General features: G+C 71.1%; 26 protein-coding genes. 14 read left to right on the forward strand and 12 right to left on the reverse strand.

The genetic code is table 11. From position 1 onward, the window contains the following. Positions 1–218 precede the first annotated feature (218 nt). From LXM50_RS18300 to LXM50_RS18320, 5 genes are all read left to right on the forward strand, one after another. Complete coding sequence (locus LXM50_RS18300) at positions 219–557, forward strand: hypothetical protein (RefSeq protein ID WP_233312913.1); 339 nt, start codon at positions 219–221, stop codon at positions 555–557. Continuing rightward, positions 557–1,771, forward strand: coding sequence for a hypothetical protein (locus tag LXM50_RS18305; RefSeq protein WP_233312914.1), 1,215 nt, complete (start codon positions 557–559; stop codon positions 1,769–1,771). The genes LXM50_RS18300 and LXM50_RS18305 overlap by 1 nt, the downstream gene beginning before the upstream one ends. A 64-nt stretch (positions 1,772–1,835) precedes the next feature. Further along, complete coding sequence (locus LXM50_RS18310) at positions 1,836–2,441, forward strand: hypothetical protein (protein ID WP_233312915.1); 606 nt, start codon at positions 1,836–1,838, stop codon at positions 2,439–2,441. Continuing rightward, on the forward strand, positions 2,438–3,232 hold the full coding sequence (locus tag LXM50_RS18315) for a hypothetical protein (RefSeq protein ID WP_233312916.1): 795 nt from the start codon (positions 2,438–2,440) through the stop codon (positions 3,230–3,232). Before LXM50_RS18310 ends, LXM50_RS18315 begins: the two co-directional genes overlap by 4 nt. Beyond that, entirely contained in the window at positions 3,229–3,921 is a 693-nt protein-coding gene (locus LXM50_RS18320; protein ID WP_233312917.1) for a hypothetical protein, read from the forward strand. Before LXM50_RS18315 ends, LXM50_RS18320 begins: the two co-directional genes overlap by 4 nt. Before the next feature lie 23 nt (positions 3,922–3,944). On the opposite strand, the gene LXM50_RS18325 is transcribed toward LXM50_RS18320, so the two are convergent. Both LXM50_RS18325 and LXM50_RS18330 read right to left on the reverse strand, forming a co-directional pair. Beyond that, positions 3,945–4,646, reverse strand: coding sequence for a hypothetical protein (locus LXM50_RS18325; RefSeq protein ID WP_233312918.1), 702 nt, complete (start codon positions 4,644–4,646; stop codon positions 3,945–3,947). 121 nt (positions 4,647–4,767) lie between these two features. Then, a complete protein-coding gene (locus tag LXM50_RS18330; protein ID WP_233312919.1) occupies positions 4,768–5,253 on the reverse strand; it encodes a recombinase family protein in 486 nt (161 codons plus the stop codon). 133 nt (positions 5,254–5,386) lie between these two features. Here LXM50_RS18330 and LXM50_RS18335 point away from each other — a divergent pair, with 133 nt between their 5' ends. After that, complete coding sequence (locus tag LXM50_RS18335) at positions 5,387–6,427, forward strand: NAD(P)-dependent alcohol dehydrogenase (protein ID WP_233312920.1); 1,041 nt, start codon at positions 5,387–5,389, stop codon at positions 6,425–6,427. A 133-nt stretch (positions 6,428–6,560) separates the two neighbouring features. On the opposite strand, the gene LXM50_RS18340 is transcribed toward LXM50_RS18335, so the two are convergent. Next, complete coding sequence (locus LXM50_RS18340; RefSeq protein WP_233312921.1) at positions 6,561–7,553, reverse strand: malate dehydrogenase; 993 nt, start codon at positions 7,551–7,553, stop codon at positions 6,561–6,563. 85 nt (positions 7,554–7,638) lie between these two features. Here LXM50_RS18340 and LXM50_RS18345 point away from each other — a divergent pair, with 85 nt between their 5' ends. Continuing rightward, a complete protein-coding gene (locus LXM50_RS18345; RefSeq protein WP_233312922.1) occupies positions 7,639–8,526 on the forward strand; it encodes a neutral zinc metallopeptidase in 888 nt (295 codons plus the stop codon). 214 nt (positions 8,527–8,740) lie between these two features. Here the strand turns inward: LXM50_RS18345 and LXM50_RS18350 are convergent, their stop codons facing one another. Genes LXM50_RS18350 through LXM50_RS18360 form a run of 3 tightly spaced genes read right to left on the reverse strand, consistent with a single transcriptional unit; the run spans position 8,741 to position 12,204 of the window. Next, positions 8,741–10,465 (reverse strand): aldehyde dehydrogenase family protein, encoded by a 1,725-nt coding sequence (locus LXM50_RS18350; protein WP_233312923.1) that lies wholly within the window; start codon positions 10,463–10,465, stop codon positions 8,741–8,743. A gap of 58 nt (positions 10,466–10,523) precedes the next feature. After that, positions 10,524–11,900, reverse strand: a complete 1,377-nt coding sequence (locus tag LXM50_RS18355; protein WP_233312924.1) for an MFS transporter — start codon at positions 11,898–11,900, stop codon at positions 10,524–10,526. Between the two features lie 40 nt (positions 11,901–11,940). Beyond that, positions 11,941–12,204: a glutaredoxin family protein gene (locus LXM50_RS18360; RefSeq protein WP_233312925.1), complete on the reverse strand. Its 264-nt coding sequence runs from the start codon at positions 12,202–12,204 to the stop codon at positions 11,941–11,943. Positions 12,205–12,375: 171 nt separating this feature from the next. Between LXM50_RS18360 and LXM50_RS18365 the strand changes: the two genes are divergently transcribed. Further along, positions 12,376–13,545, forward strand: coding sequence for a glycosyltransferase family 2 protein (locus LXM50_RS18365; protein ID WP_233312926.1), 1,170 nt, complete (start codon positions 12,376–12,378; stop codon positions 13,543–13,545). 219 nt (positions 13,546–13,764) lie between these two features. Here the strand turns inward: LXM50_RS18365 and LXM50_RS18370 are convergent, their stop codons facing one another. The 6 genes from LXM50_RS18370 to LXM50_RS18395 form a co-directional block, all read right to left on the reverse strand. Beyond that, positions 13,765–14,928, reverse strand: a complete 1,164-nt coding sequence (locus tag LXM50_RS18370) for a polysaccharide deacetylase family protein (protein WP_233312927.1) — start codon at positions 14,926–14,928, stop codon at positions 13,765–13,767. A 56-nt stretch (positions 14,929–14,984) separates the two neighbouring features. After that, a complete protein-coding gene (locus LXM50_RS18375) occupies positions 14,985–15,608 on the reverse strand; it encodes a response regulator transcription factor (RefSeq protein ID WP_233312928.1) in 624 nt (207 codons plus the stop codon). Beyond that, complete coding sequence (locus tag LXM50_RS18800; RefSeq protein WP_233312929.1) at positions 15,605–16,861, reverse strand: histidine kinase; 1,257 nt, start codon at positions 16,859–16,861, stop codon at positions 15,605–15,607. The genes LXM50_RS18375 and LXM50_RS18800 overlap by 4 nt, the downstream gene beginning before the upstream one ends. Position 16,862: 1 nt before the next feature. Further along, the gene (locus LXM50_RS18385) at positions 16,863–17,681 is read right to left on the reverse strand and encodes an ABC transporter permease (protein WP_233312930.1); all 819 of its coding nucleotides are present in this window, start codon (positions 17,679–17,681) and stop codon (positions 16,863–16,865) included. 1 nt (position 17,682) lies between these two features. Continuing rightward, the gene (locus tag LXM50_RS18390) at positions 17,683–18,633 is read right to left on the reverse strand and encodes an ABC transporter ATP-binding protein (protein WP_233312931.1); all 951 of its coding nucleotides are present in this window, start codon (positions 18,631–18,633) and stop codon (positions 17,683–17,685) included. A 121-nt stretch (positions 18,634–18,754) separates the two neighbouring features. Further along, the gene (locus LXM50_RS18395; protein WP_233312932.1) at positions 18,755–19,153 is read right to left on the reverse strand and encodes a RidA family protein; all 399 of its coding nucleotides are present in this window, start codon (positions 19,151–19,153) and stop codon (positions 18,755–18,757) included. 156 nt (positions 19,154–19,309) lie between these two features. On the opposite strand from LXM50_RS18395, the gene LXM50_RS18400 reads away from it, so the two are divergent. From LXM50_RS18400 to LXM50_RS18425, 6 genes are all read left to right on the forward strand, one after another. Continuing rightward, positions 19,310–19,501: a hypothetical protein gene (locus LXM50_RS18400; protein ID WP_045249567.1), complete on the forward strand. Its 192-nt coding sequence runs from the start codon at positions 19,310–19,312 to the stop codon at positions 19,499–19,501. A gap of 195 nt (positions 19,502–19,696) precedes the next feature. Then, positions 19,697–20,908 (forward strand): sensor histidine kinase, encoded by a 1,212-nt coding sequence (locus LXM50_RS18405; protein ID WP_233312933.1) that lies wholly within the window; start codon positions 19,697–19,699, stop codon positions 20,906–20,908. Continuing rightward, entirely contained in the window at positions 20,905–21,567 is a 663-nt protein-coding gene (locus LXM50_RS18410) for a response regulator transcription factor (protein WP_233312934.1), read from the forward strand. Before LXM50_RS18405 ends, LXM50_RS18410 begins: the two co-directional genes overlap by 4 nt. A 130-nt stretch (positions 21,568–21,697) precedes the next feature. Then, complete coding sequence (locus tag LXM50_RS18415) at positions 21,698–22,036, forward strand: SHOCT domain-containing protein (RefSeq protein WP_233312935.1); 339 nt, start codon at positions 21,698–21,700, stop codon at positions 22,034–22,036. A 174-nt stretch (positions 22,037–22,210) separates the two neighbouring features. Further along, a complete protein-coding gene (locus LXM50_RS18420) occupies positions 22,211–22,951 on the forward strand; it encodes a GntR family transcriptional regulator (RefSeq protein WP_233312936.1) in 741 nt (246 codons plus the stop codon). 164 nt (positions 22,952–23,115) lie between these two features. After that, positions 23,116–25,302, forward strand: a complete 2,187-nt coding sequence (locus LXM50_RS18425; protein ID WP_233312937.1) for an alkaline phosphatase family protein — start codon at positions 23,116–23,118, stop codon at positions 25,300–25,302. Positions 25,303–25,483 lie beyond the last annotated feature (181 nt).

Here is a 25,483-nt window from a genome sequence, read left to right on the forward strand (position 1 = left end):
GGAGTCGCTGCTGGGGATGATGCGTGCGATCCAGGATCTGGACACGCAGCTCGCCGGCGGCTGACACCGCACACACGATCTCGAGGGACCGGCCGCTTCGGGCGCCGGTCCCTCTGTCGTGGATGCGGGCCCGCGGATCCGCATGGGGAGTGCTCCCCATCGACGCGCGCGGCGACATTCCATAGGTTGGAGTCGTCGGACTGGAGGGGGAGGATCGCATGGCCGAGGCCATCTGGATCAAGTACGAGGAACTGAGCGCGGTGAGCCTCAAGCTCAAGGACATCGTGACGGAGCTGGGCGATGCGTCCTCCCGCACCGATGCCGTGCAGGACGCGATCGACGCGCCGTTCGGCCGGTCGAGGCTCAAGGACGAGGTCGGCGACTTCGAGTCGCGCTGGGACGACAAGCGCCGCGACCTGGCCCGCGACATCGGGAAGGTCCAGGAGCACGTGCAGGGTGTGCTCGACGGCTGCAAGAAGTGGGACGAGGACACGGCGAAGAGCATGGAAGTCGACGCCACCGGACAGAACCCGCCGCGGAAGATCGGAACCCCCTGATGTACATGGAACGCTCGCCCAAGGGGCGCCACATCGAGCGCCTCAAGGGCAATGCGGACACGATCTCGAAGCGCGGCGCGGAGATCACCTCGCTCGGCGACGCGATGGGCGAGAGCGCGGCGTTCCTGAAATCGCTGCACGACAAGAGCTCCGGGCAGAAGGGCGAGGCGATCGAGAAGCTGCAGGAGATCGTGGGGGACACCCACGAGCAGCTCAAGCTCGCCGGGGAGCTGTACCGGCCGACCGGCCCGGTGCTGGTCTCGTACGCGGCGACGCTCTCGCAGGTCCAGCCCCGGCTCAATGCGGCGGTGAAGACCTGCGAGGAGCTCTGGACGACCTTCGCCGGGCTGCCGGGATACATGCCGGGCGACCGGCCGTCCTGGGTCGTGCCGCCCAAGGAGGGCTCGGACGAAGCGACCGAGAACGCCGCCGACGACGCGTCGAAGAAGCAGAAGCACGACGAGTTCGTCGCCGAGGCGCGCATCTTCGATTCCGAGTACGACACCTGGGAGACCGCCTTCGACACGGCGGTCGACGGCATCAGCACGGCGACAAGCGGCAAGATCAAGGACGGCTTCTGGGACAACGTCGACGGATACGTCGCCGTGGCGCTCGAGGTGCTGAAGGTCGTCGGCCTGATCCTCACCGTCGCCGCGATCATCATCGGAGGGCCGATCATCGGCGCCCTGGCCGCGATCGCCGCGATCGCGACGCTGGCGCTCACGATCTACCAGGCGACGCGCGGAGACGCGGGGCTGACGGACGTCCTCATCGCCGCGATCGGCGTCATCCCCTTCGGCAGCATGGGCAAGCTGTTCGGCGGGATGAAGGGCTTGCGCGGCTTCGCCGACAGCGCGCTCGGCGGGCTGCTCACCGGAGCCGGCCGCGCGCCCATCCGTCAGGAGCTCGCCCGAGTCTTCGGCAGCGGCACCGCCGCCTTCAAGTTCACCGGATCCTTCGGCGCCGGAGCCCGCAACTTCTTCGGCACGCTGCTGCAGAACCACGGTGTGGACGGCCGAGCCGTCGACTCGATCGCACGGCTCTTCACCGGCAAGGGCGCCACCGCGCTGAGCAACATGTCCAGCGCCCCGGACATCCTGATCAGCGTGGGATGGACCATGTACTCCCGTGCCAACACGATCGTCGGGAACATCCCCGGATCCGGCGGATCCATCAACTCCGCGATCGTGCACGCCATCGCCGGCGACAAGTGACGTCGCCGGGCGCGCGTCCGCCGCGCCGCGGCCGGGATGACATGCTGGTGGCGGAGGGGTGCGGATGAGAGCGGTGGCCGAGGTCGGGATCGACGAGAGGCGCGTGGTGGTGCTCACCGGGCGCAGCGGCACGGACTGGGTGGCGACCGCGGCCGGGCGTCTCGGCGAGGCCGAGGGCATCGCGTCGATGCCGGCCGAGCTGCGCGCCGAGTTCATCGCGCACGCCGCCACGACCGTGACGCCGCACGACGTGCTGGCGCTGCAGCTCTGGCCGGAGGACGGCTTCCCGTTCGTCGTCCGCGTCTCCGTGCACGAGTCCCCCGGGCTGGAGGAGGTCCGTCGCAGCATCCGCGAGGGCGCGGGGGCGTGGCGTGCGGTCGCCGCCTCCGAGCATCTCGGCAGCGGGTGCCAGTGGATCTTCGACGGTGAGGCACCCGGATCCGCGCAGATCGCGACGCGAGGATGGCAGGCGGTGTTCGCCGACGACGCCGTCATGGCCGTCGTGACGCTGGAGCCGGTGCTCGCCGACGCGTTCCTGCTCGCGACGCCGCACGTCGCCGCGCTCGTGGACGACCTGCGGATCCTCGTGGACGGCGAGCCGTGGCGGGGCGGCGATCTGAACCGCGGCCTGGTCATGGCCGACGAGGCGTGGCCGGGGGCGGGCGCATGAAACCGGATCGCAGTGCGACCGCGTGGGCGAACGACCTGCCCGCCGGGGCGCGGGTGCCGTGGGCTGAGCTCGAGGCGCGGGTGTTCCGCGGGCGACCCGGGGTGCTCGCCGAGCTCGGCGGCGCCGGGGCGTTCCAGCGGCGCGGCGAACAGGCGCGAAGCCCGTGGTTCCTGCTGGCGATGATCCTCGCCGTCCTTCCCGTGCTGGCGCTCGTCCTGCTGCCGGTGCTCGCCTTCACGGCGCTCGGCGGCAGCGACTTCGGGCTCGTCCTCGCCGACTCCGCCGTCGCCATCTCCGTGGCCGGCTGGCTGATGCTCGCCTCTGCCGCGTGGCAGGCCGTGACGCTGGTCCGCGGGCTGCTCGGCGGCAGCATCGCGGAGTCGGAGGCCGGCGGCTGGATCGCCGCGGTCGTCGGCGTCGTCGCGGCCGTGATGATCGGAGCGAGGGGAGCAGCCGACCAGGTGCCGGGCTGGCCGGTCTGGGTCGCCGTCGCCGTGCTCGCGGCTGCGCTCGGTGCGGCCGTCGCGGCGCTGGCCCGGCGCGGCACGCGGCGCTCGCAGACGGACAGGCTTCGCGGGACCTCCACGGCCGAGGCGGCGGCTGATTCCGATGCGGTGGCGCGACGTCGCGCCGCGGTCGCCGCGATCCCTGCGGGGGAGCGGGAGCGGATCCGCTCCGAGCTCGCCGACGCGATCGGGATCCTGCGCCGGCGCGGGATCGTCTCCCCTGCGGATGCGCAGCATGCGCTGGAGGCGGAACCCGGCTTCCTCGCGCAGAGGATGTCGTCATGACCGACGCCGGCACGGGCCGGGAAGGAGATCGTATGGACGCCCCCGAGGGACCGACGGAGCGGATCAGCCTGCGTGCGCAGCTGGGCGGCGCCCCCGATCCGGACTTCACGCTCGTGCTGCCCCCGGGATGGACTCGCAGGAGCGTCGACGGGGCTGTCGAGAAGGACATGCTCGGCGCGATGCGCGGCCGCCTGATGCAGGCGCACCGCCCCGACCTGTACGCGCAGATGGACCGGCTGTTGCGCGAGGCGTTCACACAGATGCGCCGCGTCGAGGCCGTGGCGATGTTCGTGCCGTCCGCCGATGCCTCCGAGGCGCTGTACCTGCCGGCATCGCTGACCGCCAGCATTCAGCGTGCGCCGGCGGGCGAGAACCTCGACGACCTGGTGCGGGAGGCGATCGCCGAGCGCGGCGCGACCGCGTTGCTCGAGGACAAGCGCTTCCTGCGCATGGAGACCGACGAGGTGCAGACCCTGGAGGGGGAGCGGGTCGCTGTCACGACCGTGATGTATCTGACGCCGATCCCCGGATCGCAGCGACGCAGGGCGCTGCGCCTCGTGCTCGTGATCATGCGGCCGGTCGACGTGCCGGCGGATGATCCGCCGATGGTGGCCATGCGCACGCTGTTCGACCTGTGCGTGTCCACCCTGGCGTGGGTGCCCGCGGGGGCCGCCACCCGTTCTGGGTGACGGCCCGCTCAGGGAAGGACGGATCAGACGGCGACAGCGGTACGGCGCAGGCCGAGCGCGAACTCCACGGCGAGCCCGATGCCGGCGGCGAGCATGATCGCGCCGCCCCACCAGACGAAGCCGGAGAACCACAGGCCCGCGATCCCGACGAGGATCACCGGCAGCGCCCACCAGCGCACCAGGCCGCCCCGCCAGAACGCGGCGACCGCGAGCGGCAGGCACAGCATCAGGGCGATGTTGCCGGGCATCATCATCGCGGTCACCGCCCACATGCCGTCGAACGCCTCATAGACCTTGCCGAGCGTGTCCACACCTGCGACACCGGCGACGGCGGAGTCGTAGAAGTCGACGACCAGGATGCCGGGCAGGGTCGAGATGCCGATGATCCCGAAGAGCCCGGCGATGTTCGCGAGCCAGGCGCCGCGGCGGCGGAGGAACGCGAAAGCGCCCATCGCCGGCAGCGCCCAGAACGTGTACGACCAGTGCAGGTCGTACGCCGACCACTGCAGCGGGTCGGGGTGCTCGGCGTAGAGCTTCCACATCGCCGGTCCGGACACACCGGCCCCGGGATCGGTCGCGACGCCGATGAGCACGAACAGCCCGGCCAGGACGGGGCTCGCGATGAGCACGGCGTGACGCAGCCGGGTCGAGGCGCCTGCGCGACCGGGACTCGCGGACGGGGTCGTCGGAGCGACGCCGAGGGATGATGCAGCAGTGGCGGACATTGTTTCTCCTCACGGGGGATCGATGGGTCCACGATCCCGGGTCCGCGAAGGGCGCGGAGAAACGAAACAAGCGGATTCACGCCGCGTTAACGATGGCGGCCAGCATCCCGCCCGGCGAGAGTCAGCGCCCGGCGTCGGCGAGGTGGCGCGCGTCGTGGCTGAGCACCTTCACCATCACGCCGTGCTTGCGCAGAGCCGCGACGGTGCGCGCCTCTTCGTCGATGTCGCGGCCGAGGGCGTGGATGTTCGCCACGACCAGCACATCACCCGGTCGGAGGGTGTCGATGAGCCGGCCGATGCGATCCGTCCAGCTCTCCAGGATGTCGGGCGCGGGGTGGCGGAAGCCCTCGATCGGGACGCCGAAGCGGGTGAGGTCGTCGCGCTGCTGCACCACGGAAGGCATCCCGTCGCGGGCGACGACGAGGCCGACCAGACGGGATCCGTCGGGCTTGGCCGACCACCAGTCGCGGTTCTGCTGCAGCTCGGTGAAGCACTTGGGGCACTCCGCAGCCGCGTGCGGGAGGTGCAGTGGACTGGTGAGGGCGGCGTCGAGCGGAGCACCCGTGGTGCCGTCCGCATCGCCGTGCGCGTGCGTGGTCGCTTCCATGTGATCCGCCTCTCCGTGTCTATTGTGCCTTCTCCCACGGACATCGGCGCCCGCCGGCGGTGCGGATGGAGCTGCGCCATCACCGGGCGGAGTACGCTCGCCCTGTCCGTCACCCCGAACCCCGAGGAGCGCCATGCCCGTCGTCGCCGCCTACGCCGCACCGAGCGAGGGTGCTCCCCTCGCGCCGACCACGATCGAGCGGCGGGAGCCGGGCCCCCACGATGTGGTCATCGACATCGCTTTCGCGGGCATCTGCCACTCCGACATCCACACCGTGCAGGGTGATTGGGGGCCGCAGCGCTATCCGCTGGCACCCGGGCACGAGATCGCGGGGACGGTGTCGGCGATCGGATCCGACGTCACGCGGTTCGCCGTCGGCGACCGGGTCGGCGTGGGATGCCTGGTCAACTCCTGTCGCGAGTGCGCCGCCTGTCTGCGCGGCGAGGAGCAGTACTGCACCGGGGGAGCGGTCGGCACCTACGGCGCGATCGACCGCGACGGCACCGTTACCCAGGGCGGCTACTCGCGTCAGGTCGTCGTGACGGAGGACTTCGTGCTGCGGATCCCCGATGCCATCCCGCTCGACCGCGCGGCTCCCCTGCTGTGCGCCGGCATCACGACCTACTCCCCGCTGCGGCACTGGAACGTGGCGCCAGGGTCGCGCGTCGCCGTCGTGGGCCTGGGCGGGCTCGGGCACATGGCCGTGCAGATCGCACACGCCCTGGGCGCCGAGGTCACCGTGCTCTCGCAGTCGCTGCGCAAGAAGGACGAGGGCATCCGTCTCGGTGCCGACCGCTATCTGGCCACGTCGGATCCGGAGACGTTCTCCGGCAACCGCCTCGCCTTCGATCTGATCCTGAACACGGTGAGCGCCCCGCTGCCGCTCGACGACTACCTGCGTCTGCTCGACACCAATGGCACGCTGGTCTGCGTCGGTGCACCGCCGGAGCCGATGTCCGTCTCGATCAATCAGCTGCTCGGACGCCGCCGTTCGCTGGCCGGATCCGCGATCGGCGGCATCCGGGAGACCCAGGAGATGCTCGACTTCTGCGCCGAGCACGGCATCGCCGCCGAGATCGAGCTCATCGATGCCGCCGGCATCAACGACGCCTACACGCGCGTGCTTGCCTCGGACGTCAAGTTCCGCTTCGTGATCGACGCCGCGACGATCTGACGGTCGCACGCTCGCTAGGGACCGCGTTTCGTCTCGGTCGCCTGCGGCGTCCTCGCTCAACGACCTCGAAGGGTGGTCGTTGAGCGAGCACCGGCGAAGCCGGCGCGAGACGAAACGCGGCGCCCTCGACGAGTCAGATCAGGCCGAGCGCGCGGACCGCGTCGCGCTCCTCGACGAGTTCGGCGACCGAGCGGTCGATGCGCTCGCGCGCCCACGGATCAGGATCCAGGCCCTCGACGATCCGCCATTCGCCGTCGACGGCGCGCACCGGGAACGAACTGATCAGGCCCTCCGGCACGCCGTACTCGCCGTGCGAGACGACGGCGGCGCTGGTGCGCCGCTCGCCGGTGCCGAGCGCCCAGTCGCGCACGTGGTCGATGGTCGCGCTCGCCGCGGAGGCGACGGACGAGGAACCGCGCACCTGGATGATCTCGGCGCCGCGCTTCGCCACGCGGGGGATGAAGGTGTCGTCGAGCCAGGCGCGCACATCGCCGACGCGTGCGGCCAGCGCCTCCGGCACCGAGCGCCCGGCGATTGTCGCGTGCACCACGTCGGGGAACTGCGTGGCCGAGTGGTTGCCCCAGATCGTGACGCCGGCGATGTCGGCGACGGGCGCGTCGAGTGCTGCGGCGAGCTGCCCGCGGGCGCGGTTCTCGTCGAGCCGGGTGAGGGCGCTGAACCGCTCCGCGGGGACGCCGTCGGCGGCGGCCGCGGCGATCAGCGCGTTCGTGTTCGCGGGGTTGCCCACGACCGTGACGCGCACGCCCGCGGCGGCGTGCGCGGCGATCGCGGAACCCTGCGGACCGAAGATCGAGCCGTTGGCGGCGAGCAGGTCGCCGCGCTCCATGCCGAGGCCGCGCGGGCGCGCGCCGACGAGCAGGGCGTGGTCGGCGCCGTCGAAGCCCACCGCGGGATCGTCGGTCACCTCGACGTGCTCGAGCAGTCCGAACGCACCGTCCTGCAGCTCGAGCGCCGCCCCCTCGGCGGCGGCGATCCCGGCCGGGATCTCCAGCAGCCGCAGCCGCACCTTCTCCTCGGGGCCGAGCATGTCGCCGGCCGCGATCCGGAACAGCAGCGCGTAGCCGATCTGCCCGCCCGCGCCGGTCAGAGTCACCGTGGTGGTCACTTTCGGCTCCCTTCGGTCGCGATTGCGACGCACACTGCGAGCCTATGCCTCGCCGTCGGGGCGCGGACCGTGGAAAACTGTGCTCATGACGTTCAACCCGGATGCCGATGTCTCGGATAACAAGGTCCAGCGGCGTGGCGGCGGACGCACCGCAGCGATCGCCGGCGGCGGCGTGGTCGGTCTCGGCGCCGTCGTCGTGCTGCTGATCAGCGCCTTCACCGGTGTCGATCTCTCCGGCCTTCTCGGCGGCGGGACCGGCACGCAGGCGCAGCCGCAGGCCACGGCATCCTCGGAGGGGTATGTGAAGAACTGCAACACCGGGGCCGACGCGAACAACGACGTGGACTGTCGTGTCGCATCGACCAAGCTCGCACTGAACCAGTACTGGACTAAGCACGTGAAGGGCTACGTCCAGCCGGGCCAGGTCAGCGTCGACGTGGCGACCTCGACGCCGTGCGGCACCGCGTCGAACGATGTCGGCCCGTTCTACTGCCCCTCGGATCAGACGGTCTACATCGACCCCACGTTCTTCCAGTTGCTCAAGCAGCAGTTCGGCGCCGAGGCGGGCGACCTGGCCCAGGTGTACGTCGTGGCTCACGAATACGGGCACCACATCCAGAACATCACCGGCACCATGAACAAGTACCCGAACAACGGCACGGGCCCCACGAGCAACGGCGTGCGCACCGAGCTGCAGGCCGATTGCTACGCGGGCGCCTTCATCGCGGATCTGACCAGTTCGAAGGACAAGAACGGCGTCTCCTACTTCAAGAAGCCGTCCGATGCCCAGATTCAGGACGCGCTGAACGCCGCTGCGGCCGTCGGCGATGACCACATCCAGCAGCAGTCGGCCGGATACACGAACCCGGAGAGCTGGACGCACGGATCCAGCAAGCAGCGCGACTACTGGTTCGCGACCGGCTACAAGAACGGCCTGGGCCAGTGCGACACGTTCGCGGTGGCCACGCCGTAGCCTCCCGCCGGGGTCGTCGAGCGAGCACGGCCGCGAGTCGAGTTCTTCCGGGGTCGTTGAGCGAGCACGACCGCAGGTCGAGCGAGACGAAACGCGGTGCTCTCGCGTGGTCACCGCGTTTCGTCTCCGTCGCCTGCGGCGTCGTCGCTCAACGTCCAAGGGGAGGGCGTCGTCGCTCAACGTTCAAGTGGGGCGGCGCCCGAGCCTCGGCTGACTAGGCCCGCATCGCCTGCACGAGCGTGCGCACGAGCGCGAGCACGCCGCCCTGGGCGCGGAACCGGGTGAGACCCTCGCTGACCTCGGCCGCGGTGCGCGAGGAGGCGAACCACGGCGGCTTCGGCAGGATCGTGAACCGGCCGCCGTCGCGCACGATCGACGCCGCCCGGGGGAAGGGGCGGAACGGCCCGCGCACCACGGAGCGCTCGACGTCGGCCAGCAGCAGCGCGTTGTGCACGACGCCGAGCCCGCTGCCCACATCGGAGAGCGTGTTGCCCGGGAAGGCGCCCCAGGTCACGGTGGGGGTGATGAACCCGAATGCGGTCCAGGTGTTGATCGCGATCGAGCCGTAGTGCAGTGCGGTGATCGCCCGCTCGAAGCCGGCGCCGAGCGACGCCTCCGTGGTGGGAGCGATCAGCACGTTCGCGCCGAGCGTGCCCTGCAGCTTCTCGTTGGCGTGCGCGACGGCGGCGTCCAGGAACGCCTGGCCCGTGCCGGGCAGCTGCTCGACACCCAGCACCGGGGCGAAGTACTCGGTCTGCTCCAGGGCGGTCGGGTCGTCGCCCTCACCGATCTCGACGAGCAACCGGTCCGCGAGCACGAGGGCGTCGGGGTACGCTTCGGCCGCCTGCGCCATCCGCTCGTCCGAACGCGGGTACCAGATGGGCCGCTCCGGTGCGAGCGCGTAGGCGCGGCGCAGCTCGATCAGGAACTGGTCCTTCTGCGCCCAGTCGCCGGACAGGATCACGACCTGGCCCGCGATGCAGTTGTGTCCGCAGTTCTGCAGCCGCATCGTGGCGACGTGCTCCGCCTGGAAGCGCAGATCCTCGGCGCTCCACTCGCCCGGCACGACGATGATCGGGGAGACGCCGCCGAGCTCGGCGGTGATCGGCTTCTTCAGCCGCGGGCGGTTCTCCCGCTTGCGGCGCTTGGCCTGCGGCCCCGTGCCCCAGACGATCGCGTCGAAGGTCGGGGCGGATCCGGTGATGTGCACGTGTGCGAAGGCGTCGTGCGCCGTGAGGAACGCGCCGACGTCGCCGGCGCCGCGGACGATCCGCAGGAGGCCGGGGGCGATGAGCGGCGCCAGGGCCTTCTCGAAGACCGGCACGAGCGCGTCCTGGGTCGGGTTGACCTTGAGCAGCACGACCCGGTCGTGTGCCAGCAGTTCGTAGAGCACGTCGAGCACGGGGATCGAGGTGATGTTGCCGGCGCCGAGCACGAGCCCGATGCCGCTGTCGCCCGCGGCGGGGGATCGCTGTGCGAGGCCGACACGCGCGCGGGCGTCGCCCGGGGTGACGCCCGGGGCGAGCCACACTTCGCCGGTGAAGCCCGAGAGCAGCAGCTTGTCGATGCCCTCGAGCGGGAACGCGTGCACGCGGGTCTGCCCGCTCGCGGTGCGGTCGAGGGTGATCCCGTCGAGCGGGTTCCGGCCGTGCGCGATGCGGTCGAGCGTCTCGATGTAGGCGTCCAGAGCGCCGAGCGTCGCATAGGGGCCGCTCAGCCACTCCTCGCCGCGCAGCGGGTGATCGTCGGTCAGCTGCTTCGAGCGGGCCGCGGTGCGTGCCCACGCCCGCGCGTTCGCCGCGACCGTGCGCCGAACCCCGCGCAGCAGCGTGACGCGCTGGCTGACGGTGAGGGCCGACCAGGCGGCGGATCCCTTCTTCAGATCGGCGATCGCGCTCTCGATGGGTGCACGGACGTCGTCGGCGAGGGTGTCTGGCATCGGGATCTCCTTCGGCGCGGTCTGGCTTCAGCGTACGCGCTCGGCGTGGGACCGAGTCTCAGCGATCGAGGTCGTCGATGTCGCTGCGACGGAGCCGGTAGCGGGCCAGCGTCGCGAGGCTCAGGACCATGAGGGCGGCCGGCGCGACGCTGAAGATCAGCACGATCCCGGCGACGGCGCTGCCGGGCTGCACGACGGCGCTCGCATCGCCCGCGGTGCGCGAGACGTACCCTGTGATCGCGAGCACGACCGCGACGATCGTGGTGCCGAGCGCGAAGCCCACCGTCTCCGACGCGGTCCACATACCGGTGAACGTGCCGGCGTTGCCCGGTCCGCTGTCGCGCTCGTCGTGCGAGATGACATCGGGCAGCATCGCCATCGGCAGGGTCTGCATGCCCGCGTATGCGATCCCGGCCATCGAGACGGAGGCGTAGATCCAGGATCCCGGCATCCACAGCGCCAGCACGATCGAGGCGGACGCGACCAGGAAGATCGTCGACGCGATCCGGAAGGCGCGCTCCTTGCCGATCCGCCGTGACAGCCGCTCCCAGGCGGGCGTCGCGATCACGGCCGGCGCGACCAGCGCGACGAACAGCAGTGTGACCGCGCTCTCGGAGCGCATGACCCAGGTCGCCACGTACTGCGCCCCGGCCAGCATGGTTCCGGTGGCGAGCGCCTGCAGCAGGTAGGTGCCGAGCAGTGCGCGGAACGGCTGCGAGCGACGCACGGCCGCGAACCCCGCGGCGTATTGCGCACGGATCCCGACGTGCTCGACGGCCGCGGGTGCGGTCACCGCATCGTCGGCCGTGCGTGCGGCGACGAGCATGCCGACGCCGATCACGACGCCCGCGACCACGCCCATCACGAGGTAGCCGATGACGGGGTCACCCGTGATGCGGCGCAACTCGGGCCCGCCGCCGCCGAACAGCAGGATCGTCACGGTGAGCACGATCACGCGCCAGCTGAGCAGCCGGGTGCGCTCGTCGTAGCTCGAGGTGAGCTCGGCCGGCAGCGCGATGTAGGGCACCTGGAACAGGCTGAACGCGGTGGCGGTGGCGAGGAACGCCACCAGCACGCAGATCACCCCGGCGACCGGGCCGAACGCCGGCGGCACCGCGAACGTCAGGGCGAAGAAGACCGGCAGGGTGAACGCCCCGATCAGCATGAACCGCTTGCGGCTGCCGGTGCGGATGAGGCTGCGATCGGACCACGCGCCGATCACGGGGTCGATCACGACGTCCCAGATCTTCGCGAGCGTGACGATCGTCCCTGCCAGGATCGCGGCCACGCCCAGGTTGTCCGTGAGGAAGTACGCGAGCACCAGACCGGGCAGCGTGGCGAAGCCCCCGGTGCCGAGCGAGCCGATCGCGTAGCGGGCGATCGTGCGGGCGGGAAGGCGCGTGGGGGCTCGTTCGGCGCGAGCGGCGGTGCTCATGCGCGCCAGTGTATCGGCGCGCACGAGCCTCACGAGGTCGTCAGATCAGCGACAGCTCGCGCAGCTTCGCCTCGACGTCGGCGTTGGACGGCTCCACGTGGTGCGAGGAGTCGGGGTACACGACCACCGGGATGTTGGTGCGGCCGGAGATCTCCTTGGCGACATCCGCGGCAGCCGGATCCTCGACCAGATCGACGTAGGTGTACTCGATGCCGAGCTCGTCGAGCTGCTTCTTGGTGCGGATGCAGTCGCGGCACCAGTCGGCGCCGAACATGGTGATGGTGTCAGAGGAGGGGGTGGTCATGATTCCAGGGTACGGCGGATCCGAGGGGGCGGGCTCGGTGCCTGAGCGTGGGTTCTGCCCGGCGTTCACCGCGCGTTAGCCTGGAGAGGGCAGGCTGGCTGACGGGAAACGCGCAGGTTTCGCATGGTTTCGCGTGGGACCATGTCGAGTCACGCGAACGGAGGAGGGGGCATGGGAGACATGTCGGCAGGGGAGGCCATCCCCGGTGCCACGGTCATCATTCCGACCTTCAACGAGCGCGACAACATCGCGGCTCTGGTCTCACGGGTCTCCGCTGCGACCTCGGACCGGAGCGTCGAGATCCTCTTCGTCGACGACAGTTCCGACGACACCCCGGACGTGATCCGACGGATCGCCGCCGATGCGCCGGTGCCGGTGCGACTGCTGCACCGCGACAAGCCCGTCGGCGGTCTCGGCGGTGCCGTGGTCGAGGGCATCTCCGCTGCGGCGTACGACGTCTGCATCGTGATGGACGGCGATCTGCAGCATCCGCCGGAGCTTCTGCCCGAGATGATCGACCGCTTCGAGGACGGCGATGCGGACGTCGTGGTCGCCTCCCGCTATGTCGGCGGCGGCGACAGCGGCGGGCTCGCGGGGGCGGTGCGCGTCGGCGTCTCGCGCGGCGCGACCCTGCTCACCAAGGCGATGTTCCCGATCCGGCTCTCCGGCGCCTCGGATCCCATGACCGGCTATTTCCTCGTCGATCGCCGCCGGATCGATCCAGCGGCCCTGCGGCCCAACGGCTTCAAGATCCTGCTGGAGATCCTGGTGCGTTCGGACGTGCGCATCGCCGAGGTGCCGATGGAGTTCGGCGAGCGGCTGCACGGGCAGTCCAAGGCGTCGTTCGTGCAGGGGATGCAGTTCCTCAAGCACCTCGCGCGCCTGCGCTTCGGCAAGATGTCGCTGTTCGCGATCATCGGCGGCGTGGGGGCTCTCGCCAACCTCGTCATCATGTGGGCGCTCACCCACCTCGGCGTGGAGTACGTCTGGGCGGCGATCATCGCGGCCGAGGTCACGATCATCGGCAACTTCATCCTGCAGGAGCGCTACGTCTTCAACGACATGCGCGGCGACGCCTCCGGGATCGGGGTGCGCTTCGCCCAGTCGTTCACGTTCAACAACGTCGAGGCTGCGGTGCGGATCCCTGTGCTGGCGCTCATGGTCGAGACCTGGCACATCTCCAGCATCCTCGCCGCGGCGATCACGCTGATCGCGGCGTTCTTCGTGCGCTTCCTGTTCCACTCGCTCGTGGTGTACGCGCCGCGCCGCTCCGTGCGCATGGGGCGCAAGGCCGAGGCGCGTCGCGTGCGGCTCGAAGCGGAGACCGCCGCCGCGGAGTGACCGCGGTCCGGTTCGGCCGGATCCGCACCCCGGCTCGGCCGACCCTGGTTCTGGGGCGCACACTGACGTTCTGGGGCGCGCTGCACCAGGGATCCGTGGGGGGACGCGCCCCAGAACGAGAGGGTGCGTGCGCCCCAAACCGGACGACGGGGAACCTCGTCGCGGGATCCCTCGGATCGAATCCCCGCAGCCGGATCCCCGGATCGGATCCCGGACCCGTCAGCCGATGTTGTTCTTCAGGCCGTTGACCGTGTCGCCGTAGTTGATCCGGACCACCGGCAGCTCCAGCTTGTTCGTGCCGATGTGCACGTATCCGAAGTCGATGGTGCGCGCGAGCAGGAACCCGGCCTTGGTCACGCCCTCTTCGGCGGTCGCGTTGTAGTGACCGTACGGGTAGGCGATGACCTCCTTCGCGCCGAGGACCTTGGCCGACTCCTCCAGGTCGGCTGCGACCTGGTCGGCCGAGAGGTTCACCATCCGGCCCTTGCCGTTGTCTCCGGCGCGGTGCATGTCGTTGGTGTGCGAACGCTGCAGGACGTAGGGGGAGGGGGAACCGTCCTTCCGCTCGCCCGTGATCACGAACGAGGTGGTGAGGAGCTTGCGCTCGGTCACCACCGGCACGGCGAGCTGCAGCCAGGTCGGATCCGCGTCGTCGTCGGTGATGATGAGCGAATGCTGCGGCAGGAACAGCTTGCCGTCGATGAAGGCGTTCAGCTCGTCCCAGGTGGGCATGTAGAACTTCTGCGAGGCGACGTAGTCCATCTGCGCCTTGAAGTCCTCGATGTACACGTAGTTGTTGCGCAGCCAGTTGTCCTCGCCCTCGGGCTTGGTCGTGAACTGGTGGTACATCAGGATCGGGATCTTCGCCGCGGTGGCCGTGTTCTGCTCGGGCGTGGTCCAGGCGGCATGGAGCGTGCGCTGGTGATCGGGGCACGTGGTCAGCTGGGATCCGTTGACGCGCTCGGTCTGCGTCTGGGCCTGCGCGGCCTCGGGGGTCGGGTACCAGCCGGCGAAGACGGATCCGGCTCGCTCGGGGATGGGCAGGCCGGTGAACAGCACGCCCTCGGTCTGCAGCATCGGGGCGTGATCGATCCCGTCGCCGGCGAACGACACGGCGCACGCCTTCGCAGGGTCGGCGGCGGTCTTCAGCAGCGCCTGCACCGGGGAGAGCGGCGTCGGCTTCGGCGTCGGAGTGCTGGTCGCACCGGCTGCGGCCGCCTTCGGGCCCTCGCCGCCGGTCAGGGCGCGCACGGCGATCGTGGCGACGACCGCGATCAGAGCCACGGCGAGCACGGCGATCACCGCCACGATGAGCCGACGCCGGCGGATCACGGCGCGCGAGGGGCGCGGTGAGCGCGACGAAGCAGACGATCCTCCGGTCATGGTGCTGAGTGTAGGGGATCGTCGGGTCCGGATCCTGAAGCGATGACGGGAGACCGTCAGAGCAGCCAGCCGCGCTCCTGGGCGATCCGCGCCGCGTCCGCCCGCGTGCGGGCCTCGAGCTTCTGCATCGCGGAGGACAGGTGATTGCGCGTCGTGCCGTCGGAGAGATGCAGCGAGCGGGCCACGTCCGAGATCGTCCCGCCGTCACGGGCGGCCGCCAGCACCTCCGCCTCGCGCGGCGTCAGCGGCGACGGTCCTGCCGTGAGGGCGTCCGTGGCGAGGGCGGCGTCGATCACGGTCTCCCCGCGCATCACCCGGCGCACGACATCGGCGAGCTCGGAGGCGGGGGTGTCCTTGACCACGTAGCCGGCGACCCCTGCGGACAGGGCGCGCGACAGGTAGCCGGCGCGCCCGAACGTGGTGACGATCACGATCCGCACCCCGGGCAGAGCCTGGCGCAGCTGCGCCGCGGCGGTGAGCCCGTCGATGCCCGGCATCTCGACATCCAGCAGCGCGATGTCGGGCTGGTGCTCCCGCGCCGCGTCGAGCACCTCGTCGCCGCGGCCGACCTGGGCGGTCACGACGAGGTCGTCCTCGAGACCGAGCAGCGTCGCCAGCGCCCCGCGCACGAGTGCCTGGTCGTCGGCGAGCAGGATGCGGATCGGCTCGGGTGCCGTCATGCGGTGACCTCCAGGAGGAACCCGCCGTGACGGGAGCGGCCGATCGTCAGCCCGCCGCCCGCGTCAGCCGCGCGTTCAGCGAGTCCGTGCAGCCCCGTGCCGGTCGGCCCGTCCGCGGGACGCGACGCGGGGCCCACGCCGTCGTCCTCGATCGTGATGCGCGCCGGAGCCAGGGTCACCCAGCAGTTGCTCGCGCCGGCGTGCCGGATCACGTTCGTCACGGCCTCGCGCAACGCCCAGCCGAACAGTTCCCTGTTGCGCTCCGGCACGTCGTCCGTGGTCGCGGGGAGGTGCGCCGCGATGCCCGCGGCAGGCAGCAGGGTGCGCAGCGAAGCGAGCTCGCTCGCGATCCGCACCTGACGGTATCCGGAGACGACGGCGCGCATGTCGCCGAGCGTGGCGCGGGCGAGCGTCTGCACCTCGTGGATCTCCACGGTGGCGGCGGCGGGATCGCGATCCGCGAGCTTGGCGGCCAGATCCGCCTTCAGCGCGATCGCGGACAGCGAGTGCCCGAGGATGTCGTGCATGTCGCGGGCGACGCGGTTGCGCTCCTCCTCGACGGCGACGACCGCGAGTTCCTTCTGGGTGCGGCGCAGTTGCGCGAGCGTCTGCAGATTGCGGGTGAACGCCGCCATCAGCGTGCCGATGGAGAGGATGATCAGCGGCATCGTCCAGGGCGGCGTGTTCGTCGGCTGGAAGGCGCCGTCGACGAGGTTCATCACGAATGAGACGCCCGACAGCGCGAACACGGCGATCATGGCGCGGAAGTCGCCGCCGAAGCAGAGCGCGGCGGAGACCGCGACATAGGTCCACAGTCCGGAGAGGTCGGGCCCGAGCACGACGAGGAAGGGCAGCGACAGCAGCAGGAGCCCGGCCGGAGGGAGCCATCGGAAACGGTCGGGGAGAGCCATCGCCACGGGGAACGAGACCGTGAAGAGAGCGCCGTAGATGACGACGGCGAGTCCCCAGAACCAGGAGCCCGGCGCCGGGAGCTGGGTGAGGATCGGCACCAGGATGAACCCGATGATGAACACCTGGCTGATCAGCGCGCCGGGGTACCAGCGTTTCGCGCCCGGGGCGCCGAGTGTGAGGCGCAGCCGGGCCCAGCCTGTGACCCCGTCCAACGACGGCGCGTCGAGGAATCCGCCCTCGCGGATGCCGAAGCGCGTCATGAAGCCGAACCGACCCGCACGACGAGCAGGGCGTGCGGCCGAAGCCGTCACGCCCTGCTCGTCGCAGACGTCATCCGTCACGTCAGACGCGCTTGGTGTCGCGGCGGAACATCAGCACGGCCAGCGCCGTGAAGATGAGGAACCACGCGATGAGGTTCGGCACGGCCCAGCCGTTCGGGGTGACCCCGATGACGGCCGACTGGGAGAGCTCCGCGATGCCCCAGAGCGGCGTGAACCTGGCGCCGATCTGCACCGCCTCCGGCATGATCGCGAGCGGCACGAACAGGCCGCCCATGAAGCTCAGGATCGGCAGGATGGGGCCGAGGTAGCGCATGGCGTTCTGCGCGGGGAAGGCGTAGCCGACCGCGAGTCCGAGGCTGGTCAGCATGAGCGAGCTCAGCCAGGCGAGCACGCCCGCCGGGATCAGATTGCCGAGCGGGGCGGTGATGCCGAGCGCGGCGCCGACGATCAGCGTGACGAGCACGGCGATGCCGCCGAGCACGAGACCGCAGATGACCTTGACCAGGATGTAGACGACCGGGTTCAGCGGCGTGAGCCGCAGCTGACGGCTCCAGCCCTGAGCGCGTTCGGCGGCGACCGAGACGCCGGTCATGGTGCTCGCGACCATCGCGCCGTAGACGGCCATGGAGATCATGATCGGCACGGCCGCGGACATGCCGCCCTGGCTGACCGGGACGTCGGTGATCGCCGTGTTCTTGTTCGGCAGCCCGATCATGACCAGCATCGCGATCGGGAAGATGAGCGTGAACACGACCACGCTGGAATTGCGGAACAGGCGCTTGAGCTCGACGCCGAGGAAGGTGAGGCTGAAGCCGCCCATGGGCGGGACGCGGCGGGAGGACGGGTCGATCCGGTCCAGGCGCTCGGTGACGGTGGTCATGTCATTCCCCTTCCGTGTCGTCGCCCGTGAGCCGCAGGAACGCCTGCTCCAGGTTCTGGCTGGTGATCGTGATGTCGTGCGCCGACGTGCGCGTCAGCAGGTGGCGGGCGACCGCATCGGAATCGTTCGCCCGGATGATGATGCGGGGGCCGCGCACCTCGACGGAGTCGACGCCTTCCAGCGCTGCGATCTCGGCCTGGCCGGATCCGGCGGCCTCGTCCCACTCCGCCTCGATCGTGCGGCCGGAGGCCATCGCCTTGATCTCGGCGGTGGTGCCGTCCGCGACGATGCGGCCCTTGCGGATCAGCACGATCCGGTCGGCGTACTGGTCGGCCTCTTCGAGGTAGTGCGTGGCGAAGAGCACGGTGCGACCGCGCTGAGCGTCGGCGTGGATGGCCTGCCAGAACGAGTGCCTGCCCTCCACGTCCATGCCGGTGGTGGGCTCGTCGAGCACGATGAGGCCCGGATCCGACACCAGCGCCATCGCGAAGCGGAGTCGCTGCTGCTGGCCGCCCGAGCACTTCTGCACCTTGCGGTCGGCGATGTCGGCGATGCCGGCCCGCTCGAGCGCTGCGTCGATGCTCGTGGTGTGCGTGAACAGCGACGCGGTGAGCTTCATGGTGTCGCGCACCGTGACGTCGCTGAGCAGGCCGCCGGTCTGCATGACGGCGGAGACCAGGCCGCGCCCGATCGCCTGGCGCGGGGTCAGGCCGAACAGCGACACCTGCCCCGCATCGGGCTGCGAGAGTCCGAGGAGCATGTCGATCGTGGTGGTCTTGCCGGCGCCGTTCGGGCCGAGGAAGGCCACGACCTCGCCCTGACGGACGGAGAGGTCCACGCCGTCGACGGCGGTGAAGCCGCGGAAGCGCTTGGTGAGCCCGGTCGCCGTGATCGCCGGGTGCGGCGCGGCGGGGGCCTGGATGACGGACTGCACCGTCTGGGTTTCGCTCATGATGTCGCCTCGTTCATGTCATCCAGTCTGCTCCGCGTCGTGCGCGGTGCACGATGAACGATGTCATGGATCCGCTATGACATCCGTCACGGGGAATGCGGGACGCGTGATCGGCGACGACTCAGGGCGCCAGCGCGGCGACGGCACCGATCTCGATGAGCGCCCCCGGCACGCCGAGCCCCGCCACGAGGGCCGCGGTGACGAGCGGCGGCGCGCCCTCGCGTGCGAGCTTCGGACCCACCGCGCCGTACGCCGCGCGCAGATCCGCATCCTGGTGGATCAGCACGGTCCAGCTCACGACATCGGCGAGTGTGGCACCGGCGGCGGCCAGCGCGGCTGCGGCGTTGTCGACGGCCCGTGCGGACTGCAGGGCGACGTCGTCCGAGACGACTGCGCCGGTCTCGTCGACGCCGTTCTGGCCGCCGACGTGGATCGTCGTGGATCCCGGCGGGATCACGGCGACATGGCTGAACGCGGGGCTGTTCACGAGCCCCGGGACGTGCGGGTAGGAGATGCTCATGCCGCGAGCGTAGCCACGGCATCCGACACGACGACGGATGCGCCTCGGCGGCGCGGGTGCGCCTGCATGATCCGTGCATCCTGACCGCGCGGCCGACGGGGCGAGGCCGCCCTGCACGGCGCGATAGACTCGAGAGGCTCAACAGGAGGTTGCCCGGTGATCCTTCACTACATCGTGTTCGGAATTCTGTTCCTCGGCGGATTCGTGCTGCTGGGCATCGCGCCGGGCCTGCCCGCCTGGCAGGGTCCCGTCTTCGTCGCGGGCATCCTGGCGATCAGCCTCGCCCTCGCGTACATGATGCGCGAGCCGGGCGGCGCCACCAAGCGCTCGCGCTCCTGGGAGAACTGAGCCCCGCCGGCACGATCCGGTTCAGCGGACCCCGCGTCCGCGCCGCTCCTCGGCGAGCATCGCATAGGTGAACCCGTCGATCCAGCCCCGTTCGTCGTGCGCGGCGACCGGTCAGGGCGCGTACTCCCTCGGGAGTATGCGGGAAGCACACCCCCGACGGATCCGCTCCGCGAGAGGCGCGATTAGCATCGGAGGATGCCGGATCAGCCGCTCGATGACACCCCGATGGCGTCGACGGCGTGGTTCGGACCGGACACCGGGCGCATCCCGTCCGGACCGCCGCCGCGGGTGCGCCTGATCGCGCCGGTCGTGCTGTGCCTGCTCGTGCAGGTGCCGGCCTCGATCTGGGTCGCCGCGCACGCCGATCACGGGCTGCACTGGCGGGTCCTGCTGCATCTCGCGCTCGCCGTGGCGGGGCCCCTCGCTCTGCTCGCCGCGCGGCGGTTCCCCGGCCCGACGGTCGCCGTCGTCTCCGCGCTCGCACTGCTCGACGTCCTCACCACACCCGTCTACGGGCCGCCGTACCTCGCCCTGGCGTTCGCGATCGGGATCGCCGTCACCCGCGGCGCCGCCGTCTGGGCGGCTGCCTCGGTCGCGACCGCGTGGGTCGCCGCGATCCTCATCGGGGTGATGATCGGCCGGATCTGGCATCCGGGGCTCATCGTCGCGGCGACGCTCGCGCTGGCCGCCAGCTTCGCCGTCGGCGCCTTCGTGCGCACGCGCGGCGCCAGGATGGCCGCGATGCGCGCCGATGCGCAGCGCCACCGCCGCAGCGCCGAGGAGCGCGAGCGCGTGCGCATCGCCCGTGAGCTGCACGACGTGCTGGGCCACGCCCTGTCGCAGATGAACGTGCAGGCGAGCGTCGGGCTGCACCTCTTCGACCGCGACCCGGAGCAGGCGCGCACCGCGCTGCAGAACGTGAAGGACACCTCGAAGCTGGCGCTCGAGGAGGTGCGCGGTGTGCTCGGCGTGCTCCGCGACGGGGATGTGCCGTTGGTGCCGCAGGCCGAGCTCGCCGAACTTCCGAGGCTCATCGCGGGCCTCACCGCGCCCGGTCTGGAGATCGTGCTCGACGACCGCCTCGCCGGGCGCGCACCCAGCCGGGCGGCGCAGTTCGCCGCGTACCGCATCGTGCAGGAGGCGCTCACGAACGCCGTGCGCCACGCCCAGGCCCATCACATCCGCGTCGTGCTCGAGCGGCAGGACGAATCGGATCCGGTCTTCATCGTGACGGTCGTCGACGACGGCCGCGGTTTCGGCGGAGCGGATCCGGAGGTCTCCGGGCACGGCGGTGTCCTCGGCATGCGCGAGCGGGCGGCGCTGCTCGGCGGCACGATCGCGATCGACGACGACGAGGCGGGCGGCGCACGCATCGTGGCGAGGCTGCCGTGGGGGAGGGCGTCATGATCCGGGTCGCGCTGGCCGACGATCAGCTGCTCGTGCGCGCGGGGTTCCGCGCCCTGCTCGACGCGGAGGACGGCATCGAGGTCGTCGTGGAGGCAGCAGGCGGACGCGAGCTGTTGGAGCGCATCCGCCAGACGCCGGTCGACGTGGTGCTCATGGACATCCGCATGCCCGACGGCGACGGGCTCTGGGCCACGGAGCAGATCGCGGCCGACTCCGCGCTCGCCGACGTGCACGTCGTGATCGTGACGACCTTCGAGCTCGACGAGTACGTGGTGCGGGCGGTGCGCGCGGGAGCGGCGGGGTTCCTCGTGAAGGACACCGAGCCCGCGGATCTGGTGCGCGCCGTGCGGGTCGTCGCCGCCGGAGACGCACTGCTCTCGCCCGGCGTCACCAAGCGCCTGCTGGAACGGCTGACCGTCGGCCTGCGCGACGCACCCGAACGGGCGGCGCTGGAGGGCATCACCGAGCGCGAGCGCGAGGTGCTGCGTCTCGTCGGGCTGGGCATGACCAACGACGAGATCGCGGAGCGGCTCTTCCTCAGCCCGCTCACGGCGAAGACGCACGTGTCGCGGATCATGGCCAAGCTGCACGCCAGGGATCGCGTGCACCTCGTGGTCATCGCCTACGAGACCGGCCTCGTCGCGCCCGGCTGGCAGTAGCCCTCCGGAATCCATACTCCCGGGGGAGCAGGTGGAATCACTCCCCGGGCTGGATTCGTCAGAGCGCGCGGATGACGAGGCTGGATCCATCGGTCGAGATGCGACCGAACCGATCCAAGGATGGTCACTCATGATCGCAACCGTCGCGGCCGTCGCCGCGCACCCCGGCCACATGGGGTTCCACCCCTTCTGGCCCGTCTTCATCATCGGCCCCCTGATGTTCCTCGTCATCGTGGGGCTGCTCGTCGCCCTCCTCGTGCGTCGCCGTCGCTGGGGCGGGCCCGGCCCGTGGGCCTGGCACGGCGCCCCCGGAGCGCAGGCGCCCTGGGCAGGTGCGGCGCAGGGTGGCGCGGCGCAGAGCCGCACGGCGGAGCAGATCCTCGCCGACCGTTTCGCCAAGGGCGACGTGGACGAGACCGAGTACCGCGCCCGGCTCGAGGTGCTGCGCGCGAACCGACCCGAGGCCTGAGCCGACGACCGCAGGCCCATCGCACACGGCGCGACGGGCCTGCGGTGTGCACGGGGCCCGAGCCCGTCCACGGCGGCCCGTCATGCTCGCGCATGGCGGGCCGCCGCTGCGCGTGCGCGAGAATGGGGGCATGCTCCGGTCGCCGATCCTCTCTCCCACGCGCGGAGACGGGAGATGACGGAGGGCGCTCGCGAGAGCTCGCGTACGGCGCAGATCTCGGCTGACCTGCGCCGGCGGATTTCGGACGGCGGGTTCGCCGCCGGCACCCGCCTGCCGAGCGAGGCGGCGCTGAGCGCCGAGTACGGCACGACGCGCAGCGTGATCCGCGGGGCGCTCGCCCGCCTGGCCCGGCTGTCGCTCGTCGTGTCCCGACCCCGGGGCGGGTGGATCGTCCAGGCCGCGCACCAGACCCAGGGCTTCGACCGGATGCAGTCGTTCACCGAGTGGGCGAGCGAGGGCGGGCGCGCGCCCGGCGGAGCGATCACGTCCCGCACGCTCGGACCGGCCGATGCGCGCGAGGCGCAGCAGTTCCGGATCCGGCTCGGGGAGCCCCTGCACCGCTTCGTGCGGCTGCGCACGCTGGACGGGCTGCCGGTCATGATCGAGCGGTCGGTCTGGGCGCCGTGGGTGGCGGAGGTCATCACGCGGGTGCCCGACGACGTGCGCTCGACCACGGTCGCGCTCGCCGAGGCCGGGATCCGCGTCGCGTCGACGAACCACCGGATCGAGGCGGTCGCGGCGACCACCGAGGACGCCGCGCTGCTGGGCGTGCGCCGATCCAGCCCGCTGCTGCAGGTCGGCCGCACGACGACGACGCGCGAAGGCAGGCTCGTGGAGCTCGGCGTCGACCGCTACCGCGCGGGTGCGATCGCCTTCGAGATCGAGGCGGGGCAGACGGTCCGCACCGCGCTCTGAGCCGGGCCGGAAACAGCCCAGTGTGCACGCTCGGCGGCCCGATCCGGGGTCCACCGTGCCGATGCCACCGGCTCGTCCTCCGGCGTTCACCGTTCGTTCCCTTCCGCTTGCTGTCCTCGAGGTCGGCGCCCGCACCGGGTGCCCCGTCGTCCCGAGGAGCGTCCATGTCCAGCGAGCCCGTCCCGTTCCGCCCGGATCCGTACGAGCGTCCCCGCACGGTCCCCGATGAGGTGCTGCACAGCGGGATGACCCGCCGCGGCATGCTGCGCGCGCTCGGCCTGCTGGGCGGCGCCGCCGCCGTGGGCGCCGGATTCGGCGCAGGGGCGGCCGCCCCGTCGGCATCGGCCGCCGAGGGCGCGGGTGCCCTTGCCGCGGGCGGGCCGCGCGTCTACGCCCTGCCCGAGGGCTTCTCCGGCGACATCACCGACATCAAGCACGTCGTGATCCTCATGCAGGAGAACCGCTCCTTCGACCACTACTACGGCGCCCTGCCCGGAGTGCGCGGCTTCGATGACAAGCAGGCCCTGCGCTTCCAGAACGGCACCGACGTGTTCTCCCAGCCGCAGGGGTCCTCGTTCGTGAAGCCGAGCCGGGTGACCACGGTCGCCGGCACCACCACAGGCCTTGACCACTCGTACTCGGGCGGCACCTCGGCGTGGGCCGGTGGGCGCTACAACAACTGGATCGGCGCCAAGGGCGCCAACACCATGCACTACGTCTCCGGCGAGGAGATCCCCTGGCAGTACTCGCTCGCGAGCGCCTACACGATCTGCGACAACTGGCACTGCTCGGTCATGGGGCCGACCACGCCCAACCGCCTCTACGCCTGGACCGGCACCTCGGGCGGCGTCGTCGACAACGGCGGCGAGTCCAACGGCAACCGCACCTGGCAGACCTACCCCGAGGCGCTGCAGGCCGCCGGCGTCTCGTGGCGGATCTACGTCGACAACACGAACAACGGATCCAGCTGGGTCGGCGACTACACCGACAACCCGATCCGCGGCTTCAACGCCTTCACGACCTCGGGCTCGTCCGCGCAGGACCTCGCCAACCGCAACGATGCCACCAAGAACGCCGCCGGCACCGGCCTGGTCTGGCGGGCCGGATCCGCGCCCTACGCCTCGACCGGGGTGACCAACAACGACAGCGACGCCAACCTGAACGGCGTGCTGAAGGACTTCATCGCGGCGTGCAAGCCCGGCGCGCAGTACCCGCTGCCGCAGGTCTCCTGGATCGTCGCGCCGTACAGCTGGTCGGAGCATCCCTCGGCGAACCCCGAGCACGGCGCGCACTTCTCGAACCGGGTGATCCAGACGCTGCAGAGCAACCCCGACATCTGGAAGAGCACGCTGCTCATCATGACGTTCGACGAGAACGACGGCTACTTCGACCACGTCCTGCCGCCGTTCGCCGAGCCGGGCACCCCGGGCGAGTACAACGGATCCACCCCGATCGGCTACGGCGCCCGCATCCCGACGATCCTCGTCTCGCCGTGGACGCGCGGCGGCTGGGTCGGCACCGAGACCTTCGATCACACGTCGCTCATCCGCTTCCTCGAGACCTGGACCACGGCCATCGGCACGCCGGCGCTGTCGACCACGATCAGCGCCTGGCGCCGTGGGATCAGCGGCGACCTCACCAGCGCGATGGACTTCGCGCACCCCGTGATCGACATCCCGTCCCTGCCCGACACAGACGCCCTGGTGCAGATCGCCCGTGCGGGCGGCACGATCGGCACCCAGGTGCCGCCGGCCGACAAGTGGTCGAGCACGCCGCTCAAGCACCGGCCGCTCTCGTACCACCCGCACGGCGTCTTCGTGGAGGACCGAAAGACCGGCAAGGTCAGCGTGCAGCTCAGCGTGGTCGGAGGTCCTTCGGGCAAGGCGCTGAGCCTGCAGGCATTCCCCGACAAGTACCTGCCGTTCGCGAACACGCCGTACACGGTCTCCGGGACCAAGCCCGCGACGCACGTCTGGGATGCGACCGCGCAGGACGGCCGCTACGCGTTCTCGGTGTACGGGCCCGACGGCTTCGTCCGCGCGCACGCCGGCACGGTCCTGCCCGCGGGTCAGAACGGCAGCGCCGTGCCCCGCATCGAGGTCGACCTCGTGGCCGGCGAGACGCCGACCGTCGAGATCGCGCTGCACAACGACGGCCGCCAGAGCGTGCACTACGCGCTCACTCCGAATGACCACGCCGGCACCGCGCAGCGCATCTGGGTCAAGCCGGGCGCGACCGAGAAGGTGACCTGGCCGACGTCCGAGGGGTACTACGACGTCGTCGTCACCGCCGACACGAACACCGGCTGGCGGCACCGCTACGCCGGTCGGGTCGCCCAGCTGCCCGCCTGACACGCATCCACCCCGACGAGCACCCGATCACGCCCGCACTCGATCCGATGGAGTCCCGCATGCCCCTCCCGCGCCGGCGTCTGCGCCGCCTCGCCCTCGCCGCCCTCGCGGGCGCCGCCATCGTCGTCTCGACGTTCGCGGCGACGCCCGCGGCGGTCGCGGATCCGACCCCCGCACCGTC

This window comes from Microbacterium sp. Au-Mic1 (genome assembly GCF_021341785.1).
Classification (GTDB): domain Bacteria; phylum Actinomycetota; class Actinomycetes; order Actinomycetales; family Microbacteriaceae; genus Microbacterium.

Excerpts from the sequence above, each read along its gene's own strand:
- LXM50_RS18310 (WP_233312915.1), top strand. The coding sequence starts at position 1,836 with ATGAGAGCGGTGGCCGAGGTCGGGATCGACGAGAGGCGCGTGGTGGTG.
- LXM50_RS18315 (WP_233312916.1), top strand. The coding sequence starts at position 2,438 with ATGAAACCGGATCGCAGTGCGACCGCGTGGGCGAACGACCTGCCCGCC.
- LXM50_RS18390 (WP_233312931.1), bottom strand. The coding sequence starts at position 18,633 with ATGAGCGAAACCCAGACGGTGCAGTCCGTCATCCAGGCCCCCGCCGCG.
- LXM50_RS18415 (WP_233312935.1), top strand. The coding sequence starts at position 21,698 with ATGATCGCAACCGTCGCGGCCGTCGCCGCGCACCCCGGCCACATGGGG.
- LXM50_RS18385 (WP_233312930.1), bottom strand. The coding sequence starts at position 17,681 with ATGACCACCGTCACCGAGCGCCTGGACCGGATCGACCCGTCCTCCCGC.
- LXM50_RS18300 (WP_233312913.1), top strand. The coding sequence starts at position 219 with ATGGCCGAGGCCATCTGGATCAAGTACGAGGAACTGAGCGCGGTGAGC.
- LXM50_RS18330 (WP_233312919.1), bottom strand. The coding sequence starts at position 5,253 with ATGGAAGCGACCACGCACGCGCACGGCGATGCGGACGGCACCACGGGT.
- LXM50_RS18405 (WP_233312933.1), top strand. The coding sequence starts at position 19,697 with ATGCCGGATCAGCCGCTCGATGACACCCCGATGGCGTCGACGGCGTGG.
- LXM50_RS18320 (WP_233312917.1), top strand. The coding sequence starts at position 3,229 with ATGACCGACGCCGGCACGGGCCGGGAAGGAGATCGTATGGACGCCCCC.
- LXM50_RS18370 (WP_233312927.1), bottom strand. The coding sequence starts at position 14,928 with ATGACCGGAGGATCGTCTGCTTCGTCGCGCTCACCGCGCCCCTCGCGC.
- LXM50_RS18350 (WP_233312923.1), bottom strand. The coding sequence starts at position 10,465 with ATGCCAGACACCCTCGCCGACGACGTCCGTGCACCCATCGAGAGCGCG.
- LXM50_RS18425 (WP_233312937.1), top strand. The coding sequence starts at position 23,116 with ATGTCCAGCGAGCCCGTCCCGTTCCGCCCGGATCCGTACGAGCGTCCC.
- LXM50_RS18360 (WP_233312925.1), bottom strand. The coding sequence starts at position 12,204 with ATGACCACCCCCTCCTCTGACACCATCACCATGTTCGGCGCCGACTGG.
- LXM50_RS18355 (WP_233312924.1), bottom strand. The coding sequence starts at position 11,900 with ATGAGCACCGCCGCTCGCGCCGAACGAGCCCCCACGCGCCTTCCCGCC.
- LXM50_RS18335 (WP_233312920.1), top strand. The coding sequence starts at position 5,387 with ATGCCCGTCGTCGCCGCCTACGCCGCACCGAGCGAGGGTGCTCCCCTC.
- LXM50_RS18325 (WP_233312918.1), bottom strand. The coding sequence starts at position 4,646 with ATGTCCGCCACTGCTGCATCATCCCTCGGCGTCGCTCCGACGACCCCG.
- LXM50_RS18305 (WP_233312914.1), top strand. The coding sequence starts at position 557 with ATGTACATGGAACGCTCGCCCAAGGGGCGCCACATCGAGCGCCTCAAG.
- LXM50_RS18345 (WP_233312922.1), top strand. The coding sequence starts at position 7,639 with ATGACGTTCAACCCGGATGCCGATGTCTCGGATAACAAGGTCCAGCGG.
- LXM50_RS18375 (WP_233312928.1), bottom strand. The coding sequence starts at position 15,608 with ATGACGGCACCCGAGCCGATCCGCATCCTGCTCGCCGACGACCAGGCA.
- LXM50_RS18410 (WP_233312934.1), top strand. The coding sequence starts at position 20,905 with ATGATCCGGGTCGCGCTGGCCGACGATCAGCTGCTCGTGCGCGCGGGG.
- LXM50_RS18365 (WP_233312926.1), top strand. The coding sequence starts at position 12,376 with ATGGGAGACATGTCGGCAGGGGAGGCCATCCCCGGTGCCACGGTCATC.
- LXM50_RS18395 (WP_233312932.1), bottom strand. The coding sequence starts at position 19,153 with ATGAGCATCTCCTACCCGCACGTCCCGGGGCTCGTGAACAGCCCCGCG.
- LXM50_RS18420 (WP_233312936.1), top strand. The coding sequence starts at position 22,211 with ATGACGGAGGGCGCTCGCGAGAGCTCGCGTACGGCGCAGATCTCGGCT.